This window comes from Streptomyces sp. NBC_01450 (assembly GCF_036227505.1).
GTDB lineage: Bacteria > Actinomycetota > Actinomycetes > Streptomycetales > Streptomycetaceae > Streptomyces.
Map to the genome: position 1 here is coordinate 7,238,803 of NZ_CP109480.1, position 13,272 is coordinate 7,252,074.

A 13,272-nucleotide genomic window follows, 5' to 3' on the forward strand; every position below is an offset into this window, starting at 1 on the left:
TCTCCCTATGAAGGTGAGTCGAAGCAACGGCGCGAGCCGCCCGGCGGTGCGCGGAGGTCGTCCGCGTCACGCTGCCCGGGCGGCCCACTCAGGTCATCCGCCGAAACCGGCCACATTCTCCTTGGTGACCACCTTCACCGGCACCATCACGGTCTTGTCGACCTTCTTGCCCTCGGCGGCCTTCAGCGCGTTCTCCACCGCGATCCGGCCGAGTTCCTTCGGCTGCTGGGCCACGGAGGCGTACATCGTGCCGTCCGCGACCGCCTTCAGGCCGTCGGGTTCGCCGTCGAAGCCGATCACCGAGACCGACTTGCCGGCCTTGGAGCCGAGCGCCTTGACCGCGCCGAGCGCCATCTCGTCGTTCTCGGCGAAGACGCCCTGGATGTCGGGGTGCGCCTGGAGCAGGTTCGTCATCACGTCGAGACCCTTGGTGCGGTCGAAGTCCGCGGGCTGCCGGGCGACGACCTTGATGCCCGGGTAGTCCTTGAGGCCCTCGGCGAAGCCCGCGCCGCGCTCACGGCTCGCGGAGGTGCCCGCCAGCCCCTGCAGGATCACGATCTTGCCCTTGCCGCCCAGCTTCTCGGCCATCGCCTTGGCGCCGAGCTTGCCGCCCGCGATGTTGTCGGAGGCGACCAGCGCGGCCGTGTCGGCCTTGTTCACGCCCCGGTCCACGCCGACGACGGGGATGCCGGCCTTGTTCGCCGAGCGGACCGCCGGGCCCGCCGCGTCCGAGTCCACCGGGTTGACGATGATCGAACCGAGCCCCGAACTGGTGAAGTTCTGCAGCTGGTTGGCCTGCTGCGAGGCGTCGTTCTGCGCGTCGGTGACCGTCAGGTCCACGCCGAGCTTCTTCGCCTCCTGCTGCGCGCCCGACTTGATCTGTACGAAGAAGGGGTTGTTCAGGGTGGACAGGGACAGGCCGACCTTCTTCGACGCCGACGAGGAGGAGTCGTTGTGTATGAAGGACATCCCACCGACGATCGCCGCCGCGACCACGGCCGCGAGGATGTACGTCGCCGCCTGCTTGCCCTTGCCGCCCGGCGTACCGGACCCGGCGGCCACCGGGGTCGCCCCGGCCTTGCGCCGCACCGTGTCCAGCAGCACCGCCAGCGCGATCACGACACCGATGACGACCTGCTGCCAGAAGGCGGACACGGACAGGAGGTTGAGGCCGTTGCGGAGCACCGCGAGGATCAGCGCGCCGATCAGCGTGCCGGACGCCTTGCCGGTGCCGCCCGCGAGGGAGGCGCCGCCGATGACGACCGCGGCGATCGCGTCCAGTTCGTAGCCCTGGGCGGCCTGCGGCTGCGCGGAGGACAGACGGGAGGCGAGCACGATGCCCGCGGCGGCCGCGAAGAGACCCGACAGGGCGTAGATCGCGAGCTGCTGCTTCTTCACCCGCAGGCCGGAGAGGCGAGCCGCCTCCTCGTTGCCGCCGATCGCGTACATGGAGCGGCCGATGTACGTACGGCCCAGGATCACGGCCGTGATCAGACCCATCGCGACCATCACCAGGACCGGGACCGGCAGCCAGCCGCCGAGCGTGTCACCGAGGTGCGAGACCGAGCTGGGGAAGGCGATCGGCGAGCCCTGCGAGATCACCAGCGACAGACCGCGGCCCACCGACAGCATGGCGAGCGTCGCGATGAATGACGGCAGCTTCCCGTACGCGACCATGAAGCCGTTGACCAGGCCGCACGCGATGCCGACGGCGACCGAGAGGATCACCGCGATCCAGACCGGGACGCCTTCCGAGGTCGCCATCCAGGCGAGGACGGTGGCGGACAGCGCGGCGACGGAGCCGACCGACAGGTCGATGCCCGCCGAGACGATCACGAACGTCGATCCGAAGGCGAGGATGGCGACCACGGCCGCCTGGACGCCGATGTTGAGCAGGTTGTCCGTCGTCAGGAAGTCGCCGGACAGCGCCGTCATCGCGATGACGAGGGCGATGAGCGCGGTGAGCGCCCCGTTGTCGAGCAGAAGGCGGCGGACCGCCGAGGCGCCACTCGCGCCCGTAGTGCTCTTGAGCGTGTCAGTGGCCACGGGAGCCCTCCACAGCGGTAACAGAGTTGGTGGTTGGTGTGCTGACGGCGAGGGCCATCACGGAGTCCTGGGTGGCCTCGTCGGCGGACAGTTCGCCCGCGATCCGGCCCTGGGCCATCACCAGCACCCGGTCGCTCATGCCGAGCACCTCGGGCAGATCGCTGGAGATCATCAGGACGGCGGCTCCGGCGGCCGTCAGTTCGTTGACGAGCTGGTAGATCTCGACCTTGGCGCCGACGTCGATACCGCGGGTCGGCTCGTCGAGGATGAGCACTTTGGTGTCGGCGAGCAGCCACTTGCCGATGACGACCTTCTGCTGGTTGCCGCCGGAGAGGGTGCGCACATGCTGGCCGAGACCGGCCATCCGTACGCCGAGCTGCTCGGCTATCCGCGCGGCGGCGGCCCGCTGACCCTTGAGGTCGACGAATCCGCCATGGGTCGCGGCCCGCATGGTGACCAGGCCGAGGTTCTCCTCGACGGAGGCGTCCAGGAGCAGTCCCTGGCCCTTGCGGTCCTCGGGGATGAGCCCGATCCCGGCCGCCATCGCCGCGTTCACGTCGTGGCGCCGCAGCGCGGAACCGGCGACCTTGACGGCCCCCTTGTCATACGGATCGGCCCCGAAGACCGCTCGTACGACCTCGGTGCGCCCGGCCCCCACGAGCCCCGCGATACCGACGACCTCACCGGCCCGCACCTCGAAACTCACGTCATGGAAGACCCCGTCACGGGTCAGCCCCTCGACGGTGAGCAGGGCGGCCCCGGCGTCGGCCCGCTCACGCGGGTACTGCTGGTCGATCGACCGTCCCACCATGAGGCGTACGAGCTCGTCCTCGGCGGTGGAGGCCGGGACCTGCCCGACGCTCTTGCCGTCCCGGATGACGGTGACCCGGTCCCCCAGAGCGGCGATCTCCTCCAGGTGGTGCGTGATGAAGACGATGCCGACCCCGTCCTCGCGCAGCTGGCGCACGATGGCGAAGAGCTTTTCGACCTCTTCGGAGGTGAGCACCGCGGTCGGCTCGTCCATGATCAACACACGGGCGTTCAGACTCAGCGCCTTCGCGATCTCGACCATCTGGAGACGTGCGATACCCAGTTCACGCACCCGCGCGCGGGGGGAGACGCTGACACCGACCCGCTCCAGCAGCTCGGCGGCGTCGGCCTCCATCTTCTTGCGGTCGATCAGCCCGTACCGGCGCGGCTGCCGCCCCAGGAAGATGTTCTCGGCGACCGTCAGATCGGGAACGAGGTTGAACTCCTGGTAGATGGTCGCGATCCCGAGGCGCTCGGAGTCCTGAGCCGCGTGGATGCGCACCTCCTCGCCGTCGACGAGGACGCGCCCGGAGTCGGGCTGGTAGGCGCCCGAGAGCATCTTGATGAGCGTGCTCTTGCCGGCACCGTTCTCGCCGAGCAGCACATGCACCTCGCCGCGGCGCAGATCGAAGTCGACGCTGTCGAGCGCGATCACGCCGGGGAAGGTCTTTCGGATGCCCTCGATGCGCAGCAACTCGTCCTGGTTGCTCACGACGTGCTCCTGTTCGTTACGGGGGAGTGCGGGGTGGGGGCCGGTTCGCCGCACGAGCGGCGGACGACCAGACGGGCGGGGAGGGTGACCGACTGCGGGGGCCGCCCCTCGATCCGGTCGACGAGCGCGCGCACGGCGGCCCGCCCCAGCTCGCCGGTCGGCTGGGCGACCGCGGTGATCGGCGGATCGGTGTGCACGAACCACGGGATGTCGTCGAACGCCGCGAGTGCGATGTCCTCGGGAACCCGCAGGCCGCGCGCGCGGATCGCGTCCAGCGCGCCGAGCGCCATCAGGTTGTCGGCGGCGAAGACGACCTCGGGCGGCTCGGGCAGATCGAGGAAGCCCTCGGTGACCCGCCGGCCGCTCTCGGCCTGGAAGTCGCCCTGGCCTATGTAGGCGTCCGGGAGCGGAAGCCCGTGCTCGGCCATGGCCTCCCGGAAGGCCTCGACGCGCTCGCTGCCGGTGGTGGTCGCCGCGGGCCCCGCGATGATCGCGAGCCGGCGGTGTCCGAGCCCGTGCAGATGCGCCACGAGATCCCGTACCGCCGCGCGTCCGTCCGACCGCACGACGGGCACGTCCACGCCCGGGATCCAGCGGTCCACGAAGACGATCGGCGTCCCCGCCCGCGCGGCGTCCAGCATTCCGGGGGAGCCGCCGTCGGCGGGGGAGACGAGGAGGCCGTCGATACGGCGGTCCAGCAGGGTCCGTACGTGGTGGTCCTGCAGGTCCGGCCGCTCGTCGGCGTTGCCGATGATCACGCTGTAGCCGAGGGCGCGGGCCTCCTCCTCGACGGAGCGGGCCAGCTCGGTGAAGTACGGGTTGAGTACGTCGCTGATGACCAGGCCGAGGGTGCGGGTCTGGTCGGTGCGCAGGGAGCGGGCGACGGCGTTCGGGCGGTAGCCCAGGGTCTGTACGGCGGCCAGCACACGGGTGCGTGCGTCTTCGCTGACCGACGGATGATCGTTCAGGACGCGCGAGACCGTGGCGACGGATACGCCGGCCTCGGCGGCAACGTCCTTGATGCTCGCCATCGCTGCTCCACCTCCTCGTGGAATCGATTACACGGAGGATTGGAATCGATTACACGAGCATTAATCAAGCCCTCAACCAGATGTCGAGACCGGATCGTGATGAATCGGGCTCAGGTGGGCACCGTGGGAGGAGGGGCCGGTCCCGCCCGGCTGTCAGTTCTCACCGGTACCTTCGGATCATGTCCAATCAGGTGGGGAACCGGCAGACACAGCTGGCGGTTGTCGAGGGCGTGCTCGAGCGGATCACGTACGCCAACGAGGAGAACGGGTACACGGTCGCCCGGGTGGACACCGGCCGCGGCGCGGGCGACCTGCTCACCGTCGTGGGCGCACTCCTCGGTGCCCAGGTGGGGGAGTCGCTCCGGATGGAGGGCCGCTGGGGCTCCCACCCGCAGTACGGCAAGCAGTTCACGGTGGAGAACTACACGACCGTCCTCCCCGCCACCGTCCAGGGCATCCGCCGCTACCTCGGCTCCGGCCTCGTCAAGGGCATCGGCCCGATCTTCGCCGACCGCATCACCCAGCACTTCGGGCTGGACACGCTCCAGATCATCGAGGAGGAGCCGAAGCGGCTCATCGAGGTCCCCGGCCTCGGTCCCAAGCGCACCAAGAAGATCGCCGAGGCCTGGGAGGAGCAGAAGGCGATCAAGGAGGTCATGCTCTTCCTCCAGACCGTCGAGGTGTCGACGTCGATCGCGGTGCGCATCTACAAGAAGTACGGCGACGCGTCGATCTCGGTCGTCAAGAACCAGCCCTACCGCCTGGCCGCCGACGTCTGGGGCATCGGCTTCCTCACCGCCGACAAGATCGCCCAGTCCGTCGGCATCCCGCACGACAGCCCCGAGCGGGTCAAGGCGGGCCTGCAGTACGCCCTGTCGCAGTCCGCCGACCAGGGTCACTGCTTCCTCCCCGAGGAGCAACTGATCGCGGACGCCGTGAAGTTGCTCCAGGTGGACACGGGCCTGGTCATCGAGTGCCTGGCCGAACTGGCGGAGCCGACCGTGGACGAGAGCGAACCCGGTGGCGTACGGGAGCCGGGCGTCGTACGCGAGAGGGTCCCCGGTCCCGACGGCGGCCCCGAGACGGTCACGGCCGTCTACCTGGTCCCCTTCCACCGCGCCGAACTCTCCCTCTCGGCCCAGCTGTTGCGCCTCCTGCGTACCACCGATGACCGCATGCCCGGTTTCCACGACGTGGCCTGGGACAAGGCACTGACCTGGCTGAAGGGGCGTACGGGCGCGGAGTTGGCGCCCGGGCAGGAGGAGGCCGTACGGCTGGCGCTGACCAAGAAGGTCGCGGTGCTCACCGGGGGCCCCGGCTGCGGCAAGTCGTTCACGGTCCGCTCGATCGTGGAGCTGGCGCGCGCCAAGCGGGCGAAGGTGGTGCTCGCGGCGCCGACGGGCCGCGCGGCCAAGCGACTCGCCGAGCTGACCGGAGCGGACGCGTCCACCGTGCACCGGCTCCTGGAGCTCAGGCCGGGCGGTGACGCGGCGTACGACAAGGACCGGCCGCTGGACGCCGACCTGGTGGTCGTGGACGAGGCCTCCATGCTCGACCTCCTCCTCGCCAACAAGCTGGTCAAGGCGGTGCCGCCGGGCGCCCACCTGCTGTTCGTCGGAGACGTCGACCAGCTCCCCAGCGTCGGTGCCGGCGAGGTCCTGCGCGACCTGCTCGCCGACCAGAGCCCCATCCCCTCTGTCCGGCTGACCCAGGTCTTCCGCCAGGCCCAGCAGTCCGGAGTGGTGACGAACGCGCACCGGATCAACTCGGGTCAACACCCCGTCACCGACGGCATGAAGGACTTCTTCCTCTTCGTCGAGGACGAGACCGAGGATGCCGGGCGGCTCACCGTCGATGTGGCGGCACGGCGGATTCCGGCCAAGTTCGGGCTCGACCCGCGCCGGGACATCCAGGTGCTGGCCCCCATGCACCGCGGCCCGGCGGGCGCGGGCACCCTCAACGGCCTGTTGCAGCAGGCGATCACGCCAGGCCGCCCCGACCTCCCCGAAAAACGCTTCGGCGGCCGTGTCTTCCGGGTCGGCGACAAGGTGACCCAGATCCGCAACAACTACGAAAAGGGCGAGAACGGCGTCTTCAACGGCACCGTGGGTGTGGTCACCTCACTCGACTCCGAGGAGCAGCGCCTGACGGTGCTGACGGACGAGGACGAGGAAGTCCCCTACGACTTCGACGAACTCGACGAGCTGGCCCACGCGTACGCGGTGACGATCCACCGCTCCCAGGGCAGTGAGTACCCCGCGGTGGTGATTCCGGTCACCACCGGCGCGTGGATGATGCTCCAGCGCAATCTGCTCTATACGGCGGTCACGCGGGCGAAGAAGCTGGTCGTCCTGGTCGGCTCCCGCAAGGCGATCGGCCAGGCGGTCCGCACGGTGTCGGCGGGCCGCCGCTGCACGTCCCTCGCCTACCGCCTCGCCACCTGACGGCCCCGGGCGAACACCGGGTGCCCCGAGGTCTTTCCCGAGGCTTTAGGGGCGCGGGGAACTGCGCGACCAGCCCCCACCGGCCCGCGGTCGAAAGGGATGCCCAACGGACGCCCAACGGGGTCCGGGGCGGAGCCCCTGGGGGACGGGACACCCTTCGGCACCCACCCCCACCGCAGGCATCACAAAAAATGATCGATCAAACGAGTCGCAAAGGTCACACAGCACTTCCGGAACCAGGGCGAAGGGGGGCAGGATGAGCAGGTTGGCGGCACTGAGTGCCGCCGATAGGCCCAATGGTCGACCCCGAGTGCACTCTCCAGGGCCAAATGGGGGATGGTAGAGACAGTCAGGGCACCTCGAAGAAGAGGCACAACGTCGGTGAGGGATGACGTGAGCGACAACTCTGTAGTACTGCGGTACGGCGATGGCGAGTACACCTACCCGGTGATCGACAGCACCGTCGGCGACAAGGGCTTCGACATCGGGAAGCTCCGCGCTCAGACCGGGCTGGTGACGCTGGACAGCGGGTACGGCAACACCGCCGCGTATAAATCCGCGATCACCTACCTCGACGGTGAGCAGGGCATCCTCCGGTACCGCGGCTACCCGATCGAGCAGCTGGCCGAGCGCTCCACCTTCCTTGAGGTGGCCTCTCTGCTGATCAACGGCGAACTGCCGAACGTGGACGAGCTCTCCACCTTCAAGAACGAGATCACGCAGCACACCCTGCTGCACGAGGACGTCAAGCGCTTCTTCCAGGGCTTCCCGCGCGACGCCCACCCGATGGCGATGCTGTCGTCGGTGGTCAGCGCCCTGTCGACGTTCTACCAGGACAGCCACAACCCGTTCGACGAGAAGCAGCGTCACCTCTCGACGATCCGCCTTCTCGCCAAGCTTCCGACGATCGCGGCGTACGCCTACAAGAAGTCGATCGGTCACCCCTTCGTCTACCCGCGCAACGACCTCGGGTACGTCGAGAACTTCCTGCGCATGACCTTCTCGGTCCCCGCCCAGGACTACGAGCTCGACCCGGTCGTCGTCGCCGCGCTCGACAAGCTGCTCATCCTGCATGCGGACCACGAGCAGAACTGTTCGACCTCCACCGTGCGCCTGGTGGGCTCGTCGCAGGCGAACATGTTCGCGTCGATCTCCGCCGGCATCAGCGCGCTGTGGGGCCCCCTGCACGGTGGCGCCAACCAGTCCGTGCTGGAGATGCTGGAGGGCATCCAGGCCTCCGGCGGCGATGTCGACTCCTTCATCCGCAAGGTGAAGAACAAGGAGGACGGCGTCCGCCTGATGGGCTTCGGCCACCGCGTCTACAAGAACTTCGACCCCCGGGCGAAGATCATCAAGGCGGCGGCGCACGACGTCCTCTCGGCGCTCGGCAAGTCCGACGAGCTGCTGGACATCGCGCTCAAGCTGGAGGAGCACGCGCTCTCCGACGACTACTTCGTCTCGCGCAGCCTCTACCCGAACGTGGACTTCTACACGGGCCTGATCTACCGCGCCATGGGCTTCCCGACCGAGATGTTCACGGTCCTGTTCGCCCTCGGCCGCCTTCCGGGCTGGATCGCCCAGTGGCACGAGATGATCAAGGAGCCCGGCTCCCGCATCGGCCGCCCGCGCCAGATCTACACGGGCGTCGTCGAGCGCGATTTCGTCCCGGTCGAGGCCCGCTAGGGCCTGTCCGGCGGATCAAGGCGGAGGGAAGCGGCGGTCTCTCATAAGCACGGGTGAGCGGGGCTTGGTGCGTGCAGCTGCAAGGCGGAGGAGGGCGTCGACGCGGAGCGTCGGCAACCGACGACAACGCCGCTGGGGGTACCCCCTCTGGGGGAGGGCGTGCCAAGCCCCGCGTCTGCGGCATGATCCGCCGGACAGGCCCTAGGCCCAGGTCACTCCCAAGAAAAACGGAAAGCGCCCTGCTACCGGTCCCCCCACGGGCCGGCAGTCAGGGCGCTTTCCTTGTCCCGGTGCGGATTCCCCCCACGGGATCCGGCCGGGCGTCTGTGGGACAGCGCCTGAATCGCTGCGAGCGTGCTGACGCCTTGCTCCCGGCCGACCGGGCTGACCGGACCGGCCGTGAGCAGAACGAGCAAAACTCTCTGTACTACTGCGGTGCTTATGTACTGCTGGGTTGCGGTCTGCCGGGACCCGTACCAACGGGAGGGCCGCTCAAAGCTCCCCGATGCACGTGCCCCGGCAACGCAGTTCCGGGAACGTCCCCCAAGACATCCCCAGATGTCAGAGACGCCCCCCAAGACGTCTCTGGCATCGCCAACTTAGACTCACGAACCCCTTCGATGGTTACGTTCACATCACTGTGATCTGCGTCTCTTGCGTATGTCCTGAAGATACGCAAGAGACTGATATGACAAATCGAGACCCAAGCGTAAGGAAGATGCGCGAGCCTTGTGAAGAGCTTATGTGAGGCTCCCGTTGGACTCTAGGGGGACTCTTACCCCGTCGTCATGAGAATGTCCTGAGTCGAAGGCTGTTCGTCACCACGAACACCGACGAGAAGGCCATGGCGGCCCCCGCGATCATCGGGTTGAGGAGTCCGGCCGCGGCGAGCGGCAGCGCCGCCACGTTGTATCCGAACGCCCACACCAGGTTCCCCTTGATCGTGGACAGGGTCCTGCGCGACAGCCGGATCGCGTCCGCCGCCACCCGCAGATCCCCCCGGACCAGCGTCAGGTCGCTCGCCTCGATCGCCGCGTCCGTGCCCGTCCCCATGGCGAGGCCCAGGTCGGCGGTGGCGAGCGCCGCCGCGTCGTTCACCCCGTCGCCGACCATCGCCACGGTCCGCCCCTCGCTCTGCAGGCGCTTGACGACCGCGACCTTGTCCTCGGGCAGCACCTCGGCGATCACCTCTCCGGGGTCGATGCCGACGGCACGCGCCACGGACCGGGCGACCGCCCGGTTGTCCCCGGTCAGCAGGACCGGTGTGAGCCCCAGGGCGCGCAGTGCGCGCACCGCTTCGGCGCTGCTCTCCTTGATCGCGTCGGCGACGGTCAGGACACCGAGTGCCAGGCCGTCCCGGGTGACCACGACGGCCGTACGTCCCTCCGCCTCCGCTTCGGCCTTGGCGCGGGCCAGTGCCTCGGGGAGCTCGCCCTCGTGGAGCCGCCCCACCTGGACGTCGTGACCCTCCACGCGCCCGCGTACGCCGAGCCCGGGGACGTTCTCGAAGTGCTCCACCGGGGGAAGGTCGCCAGTCCGCTCCTGAGCGCCCGCGGCGATCGCCCGGGCCACCGGATGCTCGGAGGCGTGCTCCAGGGCGCCTGCGAGCCGCAGGAGCTCCTTCTCGTCGGTGTCGGCGACGACGTGGACCTCCCGCAGTGTCATCCGTCCGGTCGTCACCGTGCCGGTCTTGTCCAGGACGACCGTGTCGACGCGCCGCGTGGACTCCAGGACCTCGGGGCCCTTGATGAGGATGCCGAGTTGCGCGCCCCGGCCCGTGCCGACCATCAGGGCGGTCGGGGTCGCGAGGCCGAGGGCGCACGGGCAGGCGATGATCAGCACCGCGACGGCCGCGGTGAAGGCGGCGACCGTGTCGCCCGTGACGCCGAGCCACACCCCGAAGGTGCCGAGCGCGATCACCAGCACCACCGGCACGAAGATCCCGGAGATCCGGTCGGCGAGGCGCTGCACCTCCGCCTTGCCGTTCTGCGCGTCCTCGACGAGCCGGGCCATCCGCGCGAGCTGGGTGTCGGCGCCGACCCGGGTCGCCTCGACGACGAGCCGTCCGCCGGCGTTCACGGTCGCGCCGGTGACGGCGGAACCCACCGTCACGTCCACCGGCACCGACTCGCCCGTCAGCATGGAGGCGTCGACGGCGGAGGAACCCTCCACCACCGTTCCGTCGGTGGCGATCTTCTCGCCGGGCCGTACGACGAAACGGTCGCCCGTCGCCAGCCTCGAGACCGGGATACGGACCTCGCGGCCGCCCCGTAGCACCACGACGTCCTTGGCCCCCAGCTCCATCAGCGCCCGCAGCGCGGCTCCGGCCCGCCGCTTGGAGCGGGCCTCCAGGTAGCGGCCGAGGAGGATGAACGCGACGACACCCGCGGCGACTTCGAGATAGATCGTCGAGGACCCCTCCGTACGCGAGACGGTGAGGTCGAAGCCGTGCCGCATGCCCGGCATGCCCGCGTGTCCCCAGAACAGCGCCCACAGCGACCAGCCGAAGGCGGCGAGCGTGCCGACCGAGACGAGGGTGTCCATGGTGGCCGCGCCGTGCCGCGCGTTGGTGAACGCGGCCCGGTGGAAGGGCAGCGCGCCCCAGACCACGACGGGCGCGGCGAGCGTCAGCGAGAGCCACTGCCAGTTGTCGAACTGCAGCGCCGGGACCATCGACATCAGGACGACGGGGAGGGCGAGCAGGGCCGAGACGACGAGCCGTTCGCGCAGGGAGACGAGTTCGGGGTCCACGCCGGCGTCGGCATCGGTGGCCGCTTCGGGTGTCTCGGGGCGCGGCGGCGGGGGTTCCGCGGCCGTGTATCCCGTCTTCACCACGGTGGCGATGAGGTCGGCGACCTGTACCCCCACCGGGTAGGAGACCTTGGCCTTCTCCGTCGCGAAGTTGACCGTGGCGGTGACGCCGTCCATGCGGTTGAGCTTCTTCTCGACGCGGGCCGCACAGGAGGCGCAGGTCATTCCGCCGATGGTGAGTTCCACCTCGGACGGGGCGGCTGTCGCGGTGGCCGGGCTCGTCTCGGCTATGGCCTGCTCGGGTACTGCGATGGTCATGGTCGGGCTCCAGGGAATGAGCCGGGCCGTACGGAGCCAGTATCAGCTGGTCGGTACGGCCCGGTGTGGAGAGCTGCGTGAAGCGCTGGGTGGCGCGGGGCGAACGGGTGGCGCGGGGAACTGGAAGGCGTGGGAGAACGACTGGTGAGTGTGAGGCCGGTGACTCAGGCCTTGCCGGCGAGCTCGAAGCCCGCCTCGTCGACGGCGGCGCGCACGGCCTCCTCGTCGAGCGGTGCCGCGGAGACCACGGTCACCTCGCCGGTGGCGGCGACGGCCTTCACCGAGGTGACACCGGCGATCTCGGAGATCTCGCCGGAGACGGAGCCCTCACAGTGCCCGCAGCTCATTCCGCTCACCTGGTAGACGGTCGTGACGGAAGCCGGGATGTCGGTCTGCGCGGTCATGGCGTACTCCTCGTCGAGGCGTGTGGGGTCTGGGTGACTCTCTCAGATACCCAACACTATACCCCTAGGGGGTATTTCTCCAAGCGAAGTCGCGGCGTGTCAGCGAACGCACCCAGCCGACCCCCGCGAGCGCGACAAGGACCAGGCCACCCACCGAGAACAGCGTGAAGAGATGTTTCTGCTCGTCGGTGGGCCCCGGCAGGTACCCCAGTCCGAACAGCGTCCGGTCGAGCCCCGTCGTGGTCAGCCGCGCGACCAACCAGAGCGCGATGCCGTGTGTCGAGTCCCACAGGGCGTGCAGCATCGACACGCCGAGGTAGGCGCCCGCCACCGGGCCGGCGTACTGGAAGCGTCCGTGCGGGGAGCGGTGTGCGAGCAGCACCGCTCCCGTGATCGCCGTCCACAGGCTGTGCCCGAAGGGCGCGAGCGGCCCGCGCAGGATCTCCGTCTCCAGCAGTGCGCGCAGATCCAGTCCCCTGAGGGAGGCGGCGGCGTTGAACGCGTACCCCGCGCTCTCCAGCGCCGCGAAGCCGAAGCCGACGCTCGCGCCGAGCACGAGACCGGCCCGCAGTCCGCGGATGCGGGGGTGGCGGCGCAGGACGAACACCAGCGCGGCCAGCTTCGCCGCCTCCTCGATCAGCCCGACGCCGACGCACCTCGACAGTGAGGGGTGGAGCAGGTGGTTCTCCATCGCCGAGGCGCCCAGCGCCCCGAGGGTCCCGCCGGCCAGGAAGCAGCCGAGGATCACCTGGACGCCGAGGTCGCGGCCGTGGCGCTCGTATGCCCAGAGCGTGAAGACGACGGGCGCGAGGAAGCTGCCGAGCAGGATCAGGGTGGGCAACGGCGTGGTGTTCCTCGTCGTGTACGTGACGATCGCCGTCAGCGTCCAGAGCGCGAGCCCGCCGCCCAGGCAGCGTCGCCACAGTCCGGTGCGGATCTGGGGGTACGACGGCGGGGGCTGCTGGGGTCCGGGAATGCGGGCCCGGGGCGCGCCGGGCGGCTGATTCTGGGTCACGGCTTGCCCCTTGGGCTCGGTCTGATTTAACCGAACCTTATGGCAAATGTCCGTAATG

General features: G+C 69.4%; 8 protein-coding genes. 2 read left to right on the forward strand and 6 right to left on the reverse strand.

Going from position 1 to position 13,272, the window contains the following annotated elements:
• Positions 1–93 precede the first annotated feature (93 nt).
• From OG568_RS32240 to OG568_RS32250, 3 genes are read right to left on the reverse strand one after another with little or no spacing between them, the layout of a single operon-like run.
• Positions 94–2,046, reverse strand: a complete 1,953-nt coding sequence (locus tag OG568_RS32240; protein WP_329534079.1) for an ABC transporter permease/substrate-binding protein — start codon at positions 2,044–2,046, stop codon at positions 94–96.
• Positions 2,036–3,568 (reverse strand): sugar ABC transporter ATP-binding protein, encoded by a 1,533-nt coding sequence (locus tag OG568_RS32245; protein ID WP_329534080.1) that lies wholly within the window; start codon positions 3,566–3,568, stop codon positions 2,036–2,038. The genes OG568_RS32240 and OG568_RS32245 overlap by 11 nt, the downstream gene beginning before the upstream one ends.
• Positions 3,565–4,599, reverse strand: a complete 1,035-nt coding sequence (locus OG568_RS32250) for a LacI family DNA-binding transcriptional regulator (RefSeq protein WP_329534081.1) — start codon at positions 4,597–4,599, stop codon at positions 3,565–3,567. Before OG568_RS32250 ends, OG568_RS32245 begins: the two co-directional genes overlap by 4 nt.
• Before the next feature lie 179 nt (positions 4,600–4,778).
• Between OG568_RS32250 and recD2 the strand changes: the two genes are divergently transcribed.
• A complete protein-coding gene (gene recD2 / locus OG568_RS32255; RefSeq protein ID WP_329534082.1) occupies positions 4,779–7,043 on the forward strand; it encodes an SF1B family DNA helicase RecD2 in 2,265 nt (754 codons plus the stop codon).
• A 393-nt stretch (positions 7,044–7,436) separates the two neighbouring features.
• Positions 7,437–8,726: a citrate synthase gene (locus OG568_RS32260; protein WP_054231840.1), complete on the forward strand. Its 1,290-nt coding sequence runs from the start codon at positions 7,437–7,439 to the stop codon at positions 8,724–8,726.
• 786 nt (positions 8,727–9,512) lie between these two features.
• On the opposite strand, the gene OG568_RS32265 is transcribed toward OG568_RS32260, so the two are convergent.
• The 3 genes from OG568_RS32265 to OG568_RS32275 form a co-directional block, all read right to left on the reverse strand.
• A complete protein-coding gene (locus tag OG568_RS32265) occupies positions 9,513–11,795 on the reverse strand; it encodes a heavy metal translocating P-type ATPase (protein ID WP_329534083.1) in 2,283 nt (760 codons plus the stop codon).
• Between the two features lie 164 nt (positions 11,796–11,959).
• The gene (locus OG568_RS32270) at positions 11,960–12,199 is read right to left on the reverse strand and encodes a heavy-metal-associated domain-containing protein (protein WP_266582571.1); all 240 of its coding nucleotides are present in this window, start codon (positions 12,197–12,199) and stop codon (positions 11,960–11,962) included.
• Positions 12,200–12,263: 64 nt separating this feature from the next.
• Positions 12,264–13,214, reverse strand: a complete 951-nt coding sequence (locus OG568_RS32275) for a PrsW family intramembrane metalloprotease (protein ID WP_329534084.1) — start codon at positions 13,212–13,214, stop codon at positions 12,264–12,266.
• Between the last annotated feature and the right edge of the window lie 58 nt (positions 13,215–13,272).

What these genes read in the sequence shown, in the direction of transcription:
- OG568_RS32250 (WP_329534081.1), bottom strand. Translation starts at nt 4,599, where the DNA reads ATGGCGAGCATCAAGGACGTTGCCGCCGAGGCCGGCGTATCCGTCGCC.
- recD2 (WP_329534082.1), top strand. Translation starts at nt 4,779, where the DNA reads ATGTCCAATCAGGTGGGGAACCGGCAGACACAGCTGGCGGTTGTCGAG.
- OG568_RS32265 (WP_329534083.1), bottom strand. Translation starts at nt 11,795, where the DNA reads ATGACCATCGCAGTACCCGAGCAGGCCATAGCCGAGACGAGCCCGGCC.
- OG568_RS32270 (WP_266582571.1), bottom strand. Translation starts at nt 12,199, where the DNA reads ATGACCGCGCAGACCGACATCCCGGCTTCCGTCACGACCGTCTACCAG.